Source organism: Daejeonella rubra (assembly GCF_900103545.1).
Taxonomy (GTDB): domain Bacteria; phylum Bacteroidota; class Bacteroidia; order Sphingobacteriales; family Sphingobacteriaceae; genus Daejeonella; species Daejeonella rubra.
In genome coordinates this window covers 85,818-100,680 of sequence record NZ_FNHH01000002.1, presented here as the reverse complement: position 1 = coordinate 100,680, position 14,863 = coordinate 85,818, and the positions used below count along the sequence as shown (strand labels likewise).

The window sequence follows — 14,863 nt, the reverse complement described above, 5'->3', positions numbered from 1 at the left end:
ATTCCAGTTCATGCTTGACTCAGGCATACGGGAACAGCTTAAATACTATTCAGCCATGATCAGAAAATAGTTCTTCTTTCCCTTTTGAGCTACCAGAAATTTACCATTGATCAGATTTTCTGTATTTAGGATCAGAGCAGGATCGGCTATTTTTTCCTTGTTGATGGAAACTCCTCCCCCACTGATCATTTTGCGAGCTTCTCCCTTGGATGGGAATACCGTAGTTTTTTCTGCCAGCAGATCGGTCGCATTTATACCTGCTGAAAATTCATCTTTACTAATAGTGAATTGAGGTAAGCCTTCAAATACTTCCAGCACATCTTCTTTGCTTAAGGAATTTAAAAACTCCAAAGAACCATTCCCAAATAAGAAATCAGAAGTTTTCAGGGCCGTTTGAAGTGCATCAAAAGAATGGGTACGAACTGTAATTTCTTCGGCAAGCGCCTTCTGAAGAATCCTTAAATGCGGGGCAAGGTCATGCTCTTTTTCAAGTTCCTCAATTTCAGCCTGCGATTTAAGTGTAAATATCCTGATCCAACTTTTTGCATCTGAATCAGTAGTATTTAACCAAAACTGGTAGAATTTATATGGAGATGTTTTGGCAGGATCCAGCCATACCGCACCGCTCTCAGTTTTGCCGAATTTGGTACCATCAGCCTTTTTGATCAATTGAGTAGTGATAGCAAATGCATTACCAGCAGCCTTCCGGCGAATCAATTCTGTTCCGGTAACGATATTACCCCACTGGTCTGAACCGCCCATTTGTACCTGACAATTCTTTTCTTTCCATAAATAGTAAAAGTCATAACCCTGAACCAGCTGATAACTGAATTCTGTGAAAGACATACCAGTTTCACCTTCCAAACGCTTCTTAACAGAATCCTTAGCCATCATATAATTGACTGTCAGGTGTTTACCTACATCACGAATAAAATCAAGGAAAGTGAAGTTTTTAAACCAGTCATAATTATTAACCATTTCTGCGCTGTTGGGACCGCTGTTGAAATCAAGAAACTTCTTCAGCTGATCTTCAAGGCATTTCACATTATGATTCAATACATCCTCAGAAAGCAGATTACGTTCTGCCGACTTCCCGGAAGGGTCACCTACCATACCTGTTGCACCACCGACAAGAGCTACAGGCTTATGCCCTGCTCTCTGAAAATGAATGAGGGTCATGATCTGAGTCAGGTGCCCTACATGTAATGAATCTGCTGTTGGATCAAAACCTATATACCCGGAGGTCATATGTTTATTCAGTTCTTCCTCAGTACCGGGCATTATATCGTGCAGCATTCCCCGCCAGCGTAATTCTTCTACAAAGTTCATTTTATCTTAAGGATCATTAGAACTGCAAATATAACAGAATTGATAAAACCACTGCATCGCAAATATTTTCGTATTTTTATGCTAATGCTAACCAAGCCGGAAGATATGCTAAGCATATCTTCCAAAATAACAAAAAATGAATTTCCTATCTCACTTTTACTTTGACAGACATAGCGAAGACCCACACCTGGTGCTGGGTACGGTTTTGCCGGATCTGGTAAAAAATGCAAGAAAGGACTGGAATATGCACCCGGAAAAAAAAACAGAATTATTTACAAGCGATATTGAAAACTCTATTCTTAATGGCTGGAAGAGACACCTCGCAGTTGACCGCCATTTTCATAATTCAGGTTTCTTTTTTGAGCACACCAGAGCAATACGGGAGCGCATTGCACCCGCTTTACATAATTCAGTTGTAAGGCCTTCATTTTTAGCGCATATTTCGCTGGAGCTCATGCTCGACAGCACACTTCTGACCGAAAATCACATCGTAGCCGAAGATCTTTACATACATCTGCGACAAGCGGACAGAGTGGGCATGAACCGATTTTTTGAACTAAATAATATGGATGATACAGACCATTTTTTTAAGTTCTTTGATAAATTCATCCAGGCAAATTACCTGAATAGTTATCGCGAAAGCCATAACATGATGTATGCATTGAACCGGATCTGCATGCGCATCTGGAAGGATCCCCTAAATGAAAGTCAGATGCAGAACCTTTCTTTGATCCTGAGTGAATACCATGAAAAGCTACAGGATAATTACATGGAAATATTTGACGAAATTTCACTGATAATTGACAATTCATAGTGTAATTTGAGAATGGCTGTTGAATAATGCATTAAAACAATTATTTAATCCAAATACAGATCAATTTAAGGCAATTCTCAACTGTCTTTACAATTGTCAATTGAAAAAATTATCTTCGCTACATGTCACTTTTTGAAATTAAAGAACGTATTGAGAGCCTCGTAAAAGAGCTGAATGAGCATAATTACAAATATTATGTTTTGGCTCAACCCGCAATTACAGATTTTGAATACGATAAAAAGCTGGAAGAACTTGCGAAGTTGGAGAAGGAATATCCGGAATATCTTGACCCTGACTCCCCTACCATTAAGGTTGGTGGTTATATTACTAAAGAATTCCAGACTGTTAAGCATAAGTGGCCCATGCTCTCGCTTGGTAACACATATAATGAACAAGATCTGAAGGACTTTGATGAAAGGGTACGAAAAGCCATAGGTGATGATTTCGAGTATGTATGTGAATTGAAGTTCGATGGACTTTCTATTAGCCTTAGCTATGAGAATGGAAAGATGCTGCGGGCGGTAACCCGTGGTGATGGTACTCAGGGAGATGACGTAACAAATAATGTTAAAACCATCCGCAGTATCCCAAAAGATATAAAGGCTTTAGGATATCCTGATTCATTTGATATACGTGGTGAAGTCTTCATGCACCGTGCGGCCTTCGAAAGGCTTAATAATGAACGTATTGAGAACAATGAAATTGCTTTTGCAAATCCAAGAAACTTCGCCTCAGGAACCTTGAAGATGCAGGATTCAACAGAGGTGGCAAAAAGGCCACTGGATTGCTTTCTATATTTTTTATACACTGAGAAACATAGCTTTAACACCCATTGGGAAAGCCTGGAGGCTGTTAAAAAATGGGGCTTTCATGTCTGCGAGCATACTAAATTATGCAGGAACATGGATAATGTTCTGGAATTTATCCAATATTGGGAAGAGCACCGCTTTGGTTTAAGTTATGAAATTGATGGTATTGTTATCAAGGTTAACAATCTAAGTCAGCAACAGGAACTCGGGTTTACAGCAAAATCACCCCGATGGGCCATTTCCTATAAATATAAAGCCCAGGAAGTTGAGACCATACTTGAAAAGGTCAGTTACCAGGTAGGCCGAACTGGAGCTGTAACTCCTGTAGCGAATCTTAAACCTGTACTTTTAGCTGGCACGACTGTAAAAAGGGCAACACTTCACAATGCCAATGAGATCAAACGCCTGGATCTCCATGAAGGCGATACAGTATTGGTGGAGAAAGGAGGAGAAATTATTCCTAAAATAATTGCAGTAAATACCGGAAAACGTGATAATTCTGCATTAAGAGTCATCTATCCTGAGGTATGCCCGGAATGCAAAACTCCCCTTATCCGCAAAGAAGGAGAAGCTGTTCATTATTGTCCGAACGATGAAGGCTGCCCACCGCAGATCATTGGCAAAATGCAGCATTTTATTGGACGAAAAGCAATGAACATAGATGGATTAGGAGATGAAACCATCGAAGCTTTTTACAAAAGAGGGTTTATTGAGCACATCAGTGATCTGTATACACTTTATAAAAAGGAAGACCTCCTAAAACAGATCGATCGCTTTGGTGAAAAATCTATCAGCAATATGCTTGAAGGCATTGAGAAATCAAAGCAGATGCCTTTTGAAAAGGTTCTCTTCGGACTAGGTATCCGGTATGTAGGTGAAACTGTCGCTAAAAAACTTGCCGCATATTTTAAGAATATTGACAGTCTGATGAATGCGAATTTTGAAGAGTTAAAAGCAGTGGATGAAATAGGCGAGCGTATTGCAGAAAGCCTGATCGAATATTTTAAGGAACCACGACATAGAGAACAGATAGAATTGCTCAGGAGTTATGGTTTACAATTCGAGTCAGTACAGAATACTGTTCAATTAGAAAGCACTAAACTTGAAGGAAAATCATTTATTATCTCGGGAGTGTTTGAAAATTACAGTCGGGATGAATTAAAAGATATTATTGAAGCAAATGGTGGAAAAATACTTAGCAGTATTTCAGCTAAGTTAAATTTTCTGGTTGCCGGTGATAATATGGGGCCCGCAAAACTTGAAAAAGCGACAAAACTTCAAATTCCAATCATTTCGGACGATGATTTAATTAATATGTTGCAATAATTTTGATAGAATAGTCCATTATTTAAAAAATTGTTTCATAATTGGCCCTTTTCCGCTTAAATTCGCAAAAGAACAGTTTGAGTAAATAAAAATACAATGAATAAATTTCATGGAACCGGAGTAGCTATTATTACTCCTTTCAAATCAGATGGATCTGTTGATCATACTGCCCTCAAAACTGTGATTGATCATATCATCAACGGCGGAGCAGAATATATTGTCTCTTTAGGCACTACCGGAGAAGCAGCAACATTGGACAGTGATGAAAAAAAGGCTGTTTGGGAAACTACAGTATCCCATGTTAATGGAAGAGTAAGTCTTGTTGCAGGCATAGGAGGGAATAATACATCAGAGGTGTTGAAAGATCTGAAAAAGTTCGATTCCAATGGATTCGATGCAGTACTTTCTGTTTGCCCATATTATAATAAACCTACCCAGGAAGGAATTTATCAGCATTACAAAGCTGTTGCTGATAATAGTTCCCTTCCGATCATTCTCTACAATGTTCCGGGTAGAACGGGAGTTAACATGACTGCTGAAACTACGCTTCGCTTAGCCCATGATCATAAAAACATCATTGCTATGAAAGAGGCATCGGGCAATTTCGAACAATTTAACAAGATCATAAAAGATAAGCCTGAAGACTTTCTGTTCATTTCAGGTGATGACCCAATAACATTACCATTGATCGCGATGGGTGCAGCAGGTGTTATATCTGTTATCGGGAATGCCCTTCCTGGTATATTTTCAACGATGGTTCGCATGTGCCTGGATGGTAAATTTATTGAGGCACAGCCACTTCATCATAGCCTGACAGAGATTACATCTTTATGTTTTGTGGAGGGAAATCCCGGTGGAGTAAAATCAGCTATGAAACTATTAGGTATTTGTGGTGACACCATGCGATTACCACTGGTCAATATTAGTGAGGGTACCGAAAACCAGATAAGAGCTAAACTTGAGCAATTAAATTTGCTGTAAAATAAAGAAGGCCCGCTTTCAATAGCGGGCCTTCTTTATCAGGGAAGAAAATTATTTCTTAGCTGCTTTCGCTGCTTCTTTATTCTTCATTTCCTGTACTTCAAGACGGATAGCTTGAGCCAGGTTTTTCAAGTCTTGCATTCCTTTTCTAACACGGGTACCAGCTGCGCTGTTAGCCTTGTTATAAAACTTGTCTGCATCTGCTTCTAAAGACTCGAATAAATTTTTTGCTTCAGTGAATTTTTTCATGATTTTACTCTTTTAGTTTAAGGTTAGTAACGTTATCTATTAGCTAATTTATAATGTTTTTTTTAAATAATGAATAATTGAAAAAAATAAAATCATGCGATTTTGGCGTTTTTTTCCACATTCAGGGCAGTTATTCACAAAAACTACAATATTTTAAAAGCTAAAATATTCTGATTCAGCAAATTACAAATTATTGTAAAAAAAATATGCCATCAGAGGCTATCTGAGGGCATATTTTATAGTTTAAAATTGAGTTTTATTACTCATTTTTATTTATGCATCTAAAAGGCTTTTTTCCTTATAATGTCCTTTTTTAAGTTTCACAGCGAGTTCACTATAAGCATCAAGCGTACGGTTTACATCTTCAATTGTATGAAGGGCTGTAGGGATGAGACGAAGCATGATCAAACCCTTCGGAATAACCGGGTAAACCACAATAGAACAGAAGATACCATAGTTCTCTCTTAGATCCATGGTAATGGCTGTAGCCTCCTGAAGTTCGCCTTCAAGGAACACGGGAGTCACCATGGTATTTGTTACACCAATATCAAATCCCCTTTCTTTAAGACCATTCTGAAGGCTTGTAGCTATAAACCAAAGTTTCTCTCTAAGTTCAGGCTGGCTCTTTAACAGTTCAAGCCTTTTACGCAGACCAACAACCATTGGCATTGGCAGTGATTTTGCAAAGATCTGAGAACGCATATTGTACCGAAGGAAATTGGTGATTTCCTCAGTTGAAGCTATAAAAGCTCCAATACCAGCCATTGATTTAGCAAAGGTTCCAAAATATATATCGACCTCTTCAATACAATTCTGTGCTTCATGAGTTCCGGCACCGGTATCACCCATAGTACCAAAACCATGTGCATCATCAATTAAAAGGCGGAAGCTGAATTTCTTTTTAAGTTCAACGATCTCTTTCAATTTACCCTGAGCGCCTGACATACCGAATACACCTTCAGTAATTACAAGTATTGCTCCACCGGTATTTTCAACCCATCTTGTTGCCCTCTCTAATTGTTTTTCCAGGCTTTCCATATCATTATGGGTATAAACGAAACGTTTACCCTGATGAAGACGAACACCATCAATGATACAGGCATGTGACTCTGCATCATAAACAATAACATCATGTCTGTCAACCAATGCATCGATTGCCGACATAATTCCCTGATAACCAAAATTCAAAAGAAATGCATCCTGCTTTCCTACAAAGTCTGCAAGTTCTCTTTCTAAAGCCTCATGATTATTTGAGTTACCTGACATCATTCGGGCACCCATCGGATAAGCAAGACCAAATTCTGTGGCCCCTTCTATATCTGCTTTACGAACTTCCGGATGATTTGCAAGTCCGAGGTAATTGTTAAGACTCCAAACCAGGTGCTCCTTACCTCTGAACATCATATGTGGAGCTATTTCACCCTCTAATTTAGGAAAAGAGAAATAACCATGAGCCATTTTCTGGTGCTGGCCCAGAGGTCCCATATTTTTCGAAATTTTATCAAATAAATCCAATTTTTATAATTTTATTGTTAACGTTTATTTCGCGCAAAGTTAAGATTTAGCAGTCTGATTATCAAAAGCTAATTAAGACTAATACAAATTGTATGCCTCAAACCAAAAAGGCCTGAATCCAGGGGATAAAGGCCTTTTTTAATAATATAAAACCTTTCCTTAATCTACGTTGTCGTGCAGGAAGGAATTGTTAGGCCTGATCTCAGTGACACCTTCATCATTACTTAACGTAAATCTGGATACCTGTGATTCAGAAGAATGTGGCACATCATGCAAAGACATTTGCTTGCGTTTGTAAGCCGGCTCATTCTCAAGTTCCTGCAGTCCATTCGTAGTACGTAACTTCATACTCAGGTCTTTCAGGCGCAGGATCCTTTCTTTAGACTTGCGTAACTGCTCTTCAATTGACTCGTCCGTTTTATTTTCATCCGGATTATGCCAAGCCATAGGAATTTCTTCTGGTTGAACTTCAGCAACAATTTCCTCTTCTACTATTTGCTTTGCTTCTTCAAAGTTATCTTCAGTTTTAATCTCGAACTCAAAGGATTTCTCAACATGTACTAAATCTAACGGAATTTCATCATTCAAGGTATGGCGTACATACTCTGATTCAGAAGCTTTTTCTTCCTCTACTTTTGGAGTACTATGAAAATAACCTGCAAAAAGATCTACCTGACTTTCTTCTACAGACTTAAGAACAGGCTCATTGATCTCTTCTTTTTTAAATTCCATAAAGGTATTAGCCTGAACAGGCTTAACCATTGGAGCTAATTCCGGAGTCAATAGAGACACTTTACGAACCTGACTCTTCTCAACTTCGCGCTCTTCCTTAGTTTGAAAACCAGTAGCTATGATCGTTACCGAGATCTTCTCACCTAGTCCTTCATCTGTACAGTTACCCCAAATCAGATCCGCAGCTAAGCCTGCTTCCTGCTGAATAAAATCTGTGATGATGCTAACCTCATCCATGGTTACTTCTTTATCTCCGGAGCTGATATTCAAAAGAATATAACGTGCCCCTTCAATTTCATTATCTTTCAGCAATGGAGATGCCAATGCACCTTCAACTGCTCTCAAAGCACGATTTTCACCTTCAGCAGCATAACTTCCCATAATGGCAACTCCGCTTTCTTTCATCACGGTGCGCACATCTTTAAAGTCAACGTTTATATATCCCGGAATAGTGATGATCTCAGCAATTCCTTTTGCTGCCGTTGTTAATATATTATCAGCCTGTGCAAAAGCAGATCCAAGGGTCAGGTTACCGAATATTTCCCTTAAGCGGTCATTCGATATAACCAGGTATGAATCAACATATTTCTTGAATTCCTCTAAGCCTTCTTCAGCCTGATTCTTCCTGCGCTTACCTTCAAAAGAAAAAGGAGTGGTAATAATACCAACAGTAAGAATATCCAGTTCTTTTGCTGCTTTGGCAATGATCGGACTGGCACCTGTTCCGGTACCACCACCCATTCCGGCAGTAATGAAAAGCATCTTGGTGTTGGAACCAAGCATTCGCTTGATATCATCAATATTTTCAATGGCCGAATTTTTCCCTACCTCAGGAATCGAGCCGGCACCCATACCTTCAGTTAAACTTGCACCAAGCTGAACCTTATTTGGTATCGGACTAAGTTCAAGTGCCTGAGCATCGGTATTACAAATAATGAAATCAACACCAGTGATTCCCTGACGGTACATATGATTCACAGCGTTACCGCCGCCGCCACCAACACCAATTACCTTGATGATCGATGACTTTTCTTTTAACATTTCAAACTGCATATCCTTAATTATCAGTTGAGTAAATCTTGTTCATTCTTAGACAGTTTATACTGTAATATTAGCTATTTATCCACATAGGTTTTCCACAATTGTTAGAATGTGGGAAACTCCCGAATTGTGGATAATTACCGGATGTAATCTTCGTCCTTGATATCATCCTTGATGAATTTCGCACCTGATTGCAGGATCCGTTCAAACAATCCCTGTCCTTTTTTAGGCTTATCGGCGACAACAATTTTTTCTATTTTAACACTGCCATTTACTTTAGAATCTTCCACAAGTTCTGCCTTCTGGATACCCTTGATCAGGAGGCCAATACCAGTAGCGTACATCGGACTTTTTAATTCATCGTAAACATTCTTAGGCAGCACGTCATTTTTAGCCAGATGCTCATTTGGATAACCTATACGACTGTCTAAACCGGTTACAAATTCAACAAGCTGAGGTAAATGCTTTAACTGTGCTCCACCACCTGTGATCACGATTCCTGCGATCAGCTTCTTTTCATACCCGGAAGACTTGATCTCGTAATAAACGTGTTCAATGATCTCTTCCATCCTCGCCTGAATAACGTAAGCCAGATTTTTTACAGATATCTCCTTTGGTTCTCTTCCTCTAAGACCAGGAACACAAATGATCTCATTCTCCTTATTCTCATCTGCAAGTGCAGATCCAAAACGCGTTTTCAGTAATTCTGCCTGATTACGCATTACGGAACAACCCTCACGTATATCTTCGGTAACACTGTTTCCACCAAAAGGGATCACCGCTGTATGGCGGATGATACCTTCATGAAAAATAGCCAGATCAGTAGTACCGCCACCTATATCTACCAGAACAACACCAGCTTCTTTTTCTTCATCACTTAACACCGACTCAGATGAAGCTAAAGGCTCAAGAATCAGTTCCTGAGTTTCAAGTCCGGCATTACCAACACATTTCAGAATGTTCTTCACCGCACTAACATGACCAGAGATGATATGGAAATTTGCTTCAAGTCGTACTCCGGCCATACCGATGGGATCTTTTACTCCAGGCTCATTATCAACAGTAAACTCCTGAGGCAACACATGGATGATCTCTTCACCAGGAGGCATAAGCAATTTGTACATATCCTCGATCAGCTTGTCGATATCCTTACGCTGGATCTCGGTGTTCAACTCCTTACGGGTCAGAATTCCGCGGTGCTGAAGGCTTTTAATATGCTGGCCTGCGATACCGACATTAACGATCTTTACATCTACATTGGACTGTGCGCTGGCTTCTTCCACAGCTAACATGATAGCCTGAACAGTTTTCTGAATATTGGAAACCACCCCGCGGGTCACCCCTGCCGATTCGGCTTTACCCATACCCAAAATTTCAATCTTACCATGTTCGCTTCTACGTCCCACAGTAACGCAGATTTTAGTTGTTCCGATATCGAGACCGACAACAATTGGTGAATTTTTGGCTGAAGCTGAGTTAATTTGATCCATATGCTTATTATTAATTTTTTGTTGATTCCTGACTTTCTAATTTTAAACTATCGGCAAGCGGCAGACTGATTACCGTAGTTATTTTATTTGTATCGATGATGTTCTTTTCACAAACTATCTGATTGGCATATTTCAGATTGATGGTTTTGTAGGTATCCCAACCCACTTTTGGCATTGCCTTCTTATAAAATACAAGCAGATTTCTGAACTTGGTCTGTAATGAATCAGCATCTCCAAAAATGATCTTATGATCTCCAACCCGCGGTACCAGTTCAATGTCTCCATTCAGATTCACAAAGACCTGCTCGATCTGATTATCCCAAAGCGTATCTGCCTTAATAAACAGGGCCATCCGATACAGATCTTTTGCGAGTTTAGAGCTTAGGGTATCAACCTTGCCTGAAAAGTCTTCATCGATAAAACCATTTGCCACTAATACCTTCGCTGTAAAATTTTCAGAAAGCGGCATTTTCAGTCCGTTTCCATCGATATAATAATGAAGATTAGCCATGTTGATCACCCTTAATAGAGGCTCTCTTTGTCTTATCTGAACATGTACAATACCATCCATATCAGCGTAAACCTTGGCGAATTCAATAAATGGATTATTCTTAAGCGTATTTTCCAGTTTATGAATATTAATATCATTGAGATCCCTTCCAACCAGTGCGCCGCCTGCTTCCAAAAGGATCCTGTCAACCTCATCGCGCTCAATAAAATTATAGCGCCCGGGAAGGATCACTTTTACATCCTTACATTTCTGATCTCCCTTTTTTACTTCAATAAAACTCATTAACAGGACAAGTCCACTCAGGCTGACAAGCCAGAGGAAACCATATAAAATACCCTTCCAGTTAATTCGTTTAAGCATTCTGAAGTATTGTTTTCAAAGGTTCTATCAATGTGTCAATATCTCCTGCACCAACTGTTAACAGTAATTCAGGCTTATTGGCACGTATATATTCTATCGCATCCTGTTTACTCAGGTTCTGCTTTGATTCATTCTTAACTTTATCCAATATCATGGCCGAAGTAACTCCTTCAATAGGCAATTCTCTGGCCGGGTAAATATCCAGCATGACCAGGTCATCGATCATACTCAGAACCTCAGCAAAGCCATCCGCAAAATCTCTGGTACGGGTAAATAAATGAGGTTGAAAAATAGCTGTCAGCTTTTTATCCGGGTATAAACTTTTCACGGCTTTAATACAGGCTCTTAACTCTTCCGGATGATGTGCATAATCATCAATATAAACGTGATTTGCATCCTTCACTACGTATTCAAACCTGCGTTTTACACCCAAAAAACTTGCCAGAGCCTTACGGATCTTATCCGCTTCAATTCCTAAATGCAAGGCAACTTCAATAGCAGCAACAGCATTTTCAATATTGTGAAGTCCGGGTAAGCCCAGCTGAATATTTTCAATGACCAGGTTACCGTTCTTAAAATCAAAGTAGAAACTACCGTCCTGAATACGAACATTCACAGCTTGTATATCAGCTACGACATTAGCGGAATAGGTTTTTCCTCCACTCAGGTCTAGTCCTTTCCTGTAGATAAGCCTTCCACCCTCTTTAAGCTGGGATGTGAATTGCTTAAACGATTCAACCAGATGTGATTTATCACCGTAGATATCCAGATGATCAGCATCCATAGACGTTACAATAGCAATATCAGGATGAAGAGTCAGGAAAGAGCGGTCATATTCATCCGCTTCAACTACCATAGTATTATTTTCTCCGAAGAGTACATTTGAGTTATAATTGGATGCAATTCCGCCAAGAAAGGCAGAACAATCGTATCCGCTATCCTTAAGAACATGTGCAATGATACTGGAAGTAGTGGTTTTGCCATGAGTACCTGCCACGGCAATGGTATACATACCCTTACTGATAATACCCAGCACTTCTGACCGCTTCTTCATGGTGAATCCACCATTCTTGAAATAATTCAGAATCCTGGAATTTGAAGGTATAGCTGGTGTATAAATAATCAATGTATTGGGGTCCTTTTCCTGGAAACTAACTTTAATATTATCTTCATCATCCAGAAAAACAACTGGAATACCTTCATTCATTAACTTCTCTGTAAGTGGAGTACCCGTTTTATCATACCCGCAAACCACACATCCACGCTTTTTAAAATATCGTGCAAGGCCACTCATACCGATTCCACCGATACCTACTAAATAAACCCTCTGTATATTCTCCAGTTCCATAGTATAAGCTATCTATTTTGCTAATTTCAATACTTCTTCCGCTATAATTTTGTCTGCATCAGGCAATTCCATTTTACCTATGTTATCAGCCAATTCCTTACACTTATTCTTGTTTTCAATCAGAAGCAGCGCAATATCAAGCAGCTCAAGTTCTGCCATATTATCTCCAACAAGGATGGCAGCATCTTTCTCAACCAGTGCCAGTGCATTCTTTGTCTGATGATCTTCTGCCACATTTGGTGATGGAACCAGGATGACCGGTTTCTTCACTGCGCATAATTCAGCAATTGTTCCGGCACCTGCCCTTGAGATCACCAGGTCACATGCCGCATAGGCCAGATCCATTCGATGTAAAAATTCAAGCACTTTAATATTGGGATGTTCTTTTCCTGCCAATTGTTCTGTGACTGACTTATAATAATATTTACCAGTTTGCCATATCAACTGCACATCTGCCGCGATGATCTTATCCATGCCGGCAAGCACGCTTTTATTCAAAGTACCTGAACCAAGACTGCCTCCGGTCACGAGAATCGTTTTCTTAAGAGGTGACAGGCTTAAAAGTTCAGCCGCAGCAAATCGTTTATTTTCAATATCGACAGCTTCCTTCCTTATCGGATTCCCGGTGATCAGTATCTTGTCTTTAGGAAAGAACTTATCCATTCCTGCAAAAGCCACACAGATCACTGAAGCACCCTTACCAAGCCATTTGTTTGTGATACCTGCAAAAGAGTTCTGCTCCTGAATCAGATAGGGAATCTTCATCTGAGAGGCTGCATATAACAATGGTCCTGATGCATAACCACCAACCCCTACTGCTACATCGGGCTTAAAATCCTTAATGATTTCTCTGGCTTTTAATACACTACTGAAAAGCTTGAATGGCAGCAGTACATTCTTTAAAAGAGAACCACGCTGAAATCCCTGAATATCTAAACCAATTATTTTATAACCAGCCGCCGGAACTTTTTCCATCTCCATTCGTCCATTGGCACCGACAAAAAGGATCTCCGTTTCCGGGTCGATCTTTTTCAATGCATTAGCAATTGCAATAGCCGGGAAAATATGCCCGCCAGTGCCGCCTCCGCTTATGATTACTCTTTTTGCCATTTTATATTTATTACACAGGTTTTAATACCCTTTTTATAAAGTTTACTAAGCCAATGCCGATATCTCACCAACAATCACCTTTTCCTGACTTTTTTCCTTCTTTTCATCATTATCTCTGCTAACACTAAGTATGATCCCGAAGGCTACACTTGTAAACAGGATTGAAGTTCCACCCATACTCACCAGGGGAAGCGGAACACCGGTTACCGGCCCCAATCCAACAGCCACGGCCATATTGGCAAAGGCTTGAATGGTTAAGCTAAAACTTAATCCTGCTGCCAGCAATGCCCCAAACGCCTTGGGGCTTTGCGTCACAATCAAAACGCATCGATAAAGAAATACCAGATACAGAAGTACTAGCCCAACGCCACCAATCATGCCATATTCTTCAATAATCAGTGCGAACACAAAATCTGAATATGGGTGAGGCAAATAATTTCTTTGAGTACTGTTTCCGGGACCTTTCCCAAATACTCCACCTGTTGCAATGGCAATTTTAGCCTGATTTGCCTGGAACGACTTATCAGGGTTAGCCTTTTCAGGATGCAAAAATGTTTCGATCCTTGAGATATAGGTTTTACGCCGCGGACCAAGCAGCATTACTCCACTCAACAGAATGAGTCCGGCGAGACATACAATCGATATCTGCTTAATACTTATCCGGCCAATGATCAGCAGAAGGATACTCACACCAAATAACATTAAGGCAGTTGAAAGATTAGCCAATGCAATCAATACAAACACCCCGCAAACCGAACCCATGATAGGGAGGAATGCCTTTTTAACATCCTTAATATTTTCCTGTTTCCTGCTCAGGCTCCTTGCCAAAAAGGTGATCAGGGCAAGTTTGGCAAGATCCGAGGTTTGGAAAGTTTGATTGATGATCGGAATTGTAACCCAGCGACTTGCCTCATTCACGTTAGCTCCGAAAAGTAAGGTATATGCTAAAAGAGGAATAGTAATAACCATCAAAATTTTGCTGATACCCGCATAGTACCGGTAATCCAGAAGATGAGAAAAGTACATTAAAGCAATACCTCCTATGATCATAACAAGGTGCTTGATCAGAAACTGCTCGCTGGCAACTCCTTTTTTATAGGCAAGAGTTCCGGTAGCACTGTATACAGCCAAAAGCGACCATACTGATAGTAAGATCACAATGAGCCAGATCCAGCGATCTCCCTTTGTTTTGCTTATTAGTCTTTCCATTATTTAGTTGTCTGTTATCAGTTGTCTGTTGTCTGTTAT

The 14,863-nt window shown here is 39.8% G+C and carries 12 protein-coding genes; 3 read left to right on the top strand and 9 right to left on the bottom strand.

Features of this window, described 5'->3' with window-relative positions:
* Nucleotides 1-45: 45 nt before the first annotated feature.
* Complete coding sequence (gene tyrS / locus BLR27_RS01930; RefSeq protein WP_090698725.1) at nucleotides 46-1,329, bottom strand: tyrosine--tRNA ligase; 1,284 nt, start codon at nucleotides 1,327-1,329, stop codon at nucleotides 46-48.
* Nucleotides 1,330-1,465: 136 nt separating this feature from the next.
* Between tyrS and BLR27_RS01925 the strand changes: the two genes are divergently transcribed.
* The 3 genes from BLR27_RS01925 to dapA all read left to right on the top strand — a co-directional run bounded on the left by BLR27_RS01925 (nucleotide 1,466) and on the right by dapA (nucleotide 5,259).
* Entirely contained in the window at nucleotides 1,466-2,143 is a 678-nt protein-coding gene (locus BLR27_RS01925) for an ACP phosphodiesterase (protein WP_143007682.1), read from the top strand.
* A 122-nt stretch (nucleotides 2,144-2,265) separates the two neighbouring features.
* Complete coding sequence (ligA, locus tag BLR27_RS01920) at nucleotides 2,266-4,278, top strand: NAD-dependent DNA ligase LigA (protein WP_090698718.1); 2,013 nt, start codon at nucleotides 2,266-2,268, stop codon at nucleotides 4,276-4,278.
* A 96-nt stretch (nucleotides 4,279-4,374) separates the two neighbouring features.
* Entirely contained in the window at nucleotides 4,375-5,259 is an 885-nt protein-coding gene (dapA, locus tag BLR27_RS01915; RefSeq protein ID WP_090698714.1) for a 4-hydroxy-tetrahydrodipicolinate synthase, read from the top strand.
* Between the two features lie 51 nt (nucleotides 5,260-5,310).
* On the opposite strand, the gene BLR27_RS01910 is transcribed toward dapA, so the two are convergent.
* The 8 genes from BLR27_RS01910 to BLR27_RS01875 all read right to left on the bottom strand — a co-directional run bounded on the left by BLR27_RS01910 (nucleotide 5,311) and on the right by BLR27_RS01875 (nucleotide 14,824).
* Nucleotides 5,311-5,508, bottom strand: coding sequence for a histone H1 (locus tag BLR27_RS01910; RefSeq protein WP_090698710.1), 198 nt, complete (start codon nucleotides 5,506-5,508; stop codon nucleotides 5,311-5,313).
* 273 nt (nucleotides 5,509-5,781) lie between these two features.
* Nucleotides 5,782-7,023 (bottom strand): aminotransferase class I/II-fold pyridoxal phosphate-dependent enzyme, encoded by a 1,242-nt coding sequence (locus BLR27_RS01905; protein ID WP_090698704.1) that lies wholly within the window; start codon nucleotides 7,021-7,023, stop codon nucleotides 5,782-5,784.
* Nucleotides 7,024-7,182: 159 nt separating this feature from the next.
* Nucleotides 7,183-8,808 carry a cell division protein FtsZ gene (gene ftsZ, locus BLR27_RS01900; protein ID WP_090698699.1) on the bottom strand — a complete coding sequence of 542 codons (1,626 nt, stop codon included), beginning with the start codon at nucleotides 8,806-8,808 and terminating at the stop codon, nucleotides 7,183-7,185.
* Nucleotides 8,809-8,933: 125 nt separating this feature from the next.
* Complete coding sequence (ftsA, locus tag BLR27_RS01895; protein WP_090698695.1) at nucleotides 8,934-10,286, bottom strand: cell division protein FtsA; 1,353 nt, start codon at nucleotides 10,284-10,286, stop codon at nucleotides 8,934-8,936.
* Between the two features lie 10 nt (nucleotides 10,287-10,296).
* On the bottom strand, nucleotides 10,297-11,157 hold the full coding sequence (locus tag BLR27_RS01890) for a cell division protein FtsQ/DivIB (protein ID WP_090698690.1): 861 nt from the start codon (nucleotides 11,155-11,157) through the stop codon (nucleotides 10,297-10,299).
* Entirely contained in the window at nucleotides 11,150-12,505 is a 1,356-nt protein-coding gene (murC, locus tag BLR27_RS01885) for a UDP-N-acetylmuramate--L-alanine ligase (RefSeq protein ID WP_090698686.1), read from the bottom strand. Before murC ends, BLR27_RS01890 begins: the two co-directional genes overlap by 8 nt.
* Before the next feature lie 12 nt (nucleotides 12,506-12,517).
* The gene (gene murG, locus BLR27_RS01880) at nucleotides 12,518-13,615 is read right to left on the bottom strand and encodes an undecaprenyldiphospho-muramoylpentapeptide beta-N-acetylglucosaminyltransferase (RefSeq protein ID WP_090698683.1); all 1,098 of its coding nucleotides are present in this window, start codon (nucleotides 13,613-13,615) and stop codon (nucleotides 12,518-12,520) included.
* 45 nt (nucleotides 13,616-13,660) lie between these two features.
* Complete coding sequence (locus tag BLR27_RS01875) at nucleotides 13,661-14,824, bottom strand: FtsW/RodA/SpoVE family cell cycle protein (RefSeq protein WP_090698679.1); 1,164 nt, start codon at nucleotides 14,822-14,824, stop codon at nucleotides 13,661-13,663.
* Nucleotides 14,825-14,863 lie beyond the last annotated feature (39 nt).

Bases quoted from the DNA above. Each gene is read 5' to 3' on its own strand.
- BLR27_RS01875 (WP_090698679.1), bottom strand. From the start codon at position 14,824: ATGGAAAGACTAATAAGCAAAACAAAGGGAGATCGCTGGATCTGGCTC.
- dapA (WP_090698714.1), top strand. From the start codon at position 4,375: ATGAATAAATTTCATGGAACCGGAGTAGCTATTATTACTCCTTTCAAA.
- BLR27_RS01910 (WP_090698710.1), bottom strand. From the start codon at position 5,508: ATGAAAAAATTCACTGAAGCAAAAAATTTATTCGAGTCTTTAGAAGCA.
- tyrS (WP_090698725.1), bottom strand. From the start codon at position 1,329: ATGAACTTTGTAGAAGAATTACGCTGGCGGGGAATGCTGCACGATATA.
- ftsZ (WP_090698699.1), bottom strand. From the start codon at position 8,808: ATGCAGTTTGAAATGTTAAAAGAAAAGTCATCGATCATCAAGGTAATT.
- ligA (WP_090698718.1), top strand. From the start codon at position 2,266: ATGTCACTTTTTGAAATTAAAGAACGTATTGAGAGCCTCGTAAAAGAG.
- murG (WP_090698683.1), bottom strand. From the start codon at position 13,615: ATGGCAAAAAGAGTAATCATAAGCGGAGGCGGCACTGGCGGGCATATT.
- ftsA (WP_090698695.1), bottom strand. From the start codon at position 10,286: ATGGATCAAATTAACTCAGCTTCAGCCAAAAATTCACCAATTGTTGTC.
- BLR27_RS01890 (WP_090698690.1), bottom strand. From the start codon at position 11,157: ATGCTTAAACGAATTAACTGGAAGGGTATTTTATATGGTTTCCTCTGG.
- BLR27_RS01925 (WP_143007682.1), top strand. From the start codon at position 1,466: ATGAATTTCCTATCTCACTTTTACTTTGACAGACATAGCGAAGACCCA.
- murC (WP_090698686.1), bottom strand. From the start codon at position 12,505: ATGGAACTGGAGAATATACAGAGGGTTTATTTAGTAGGTATCGGTGGA.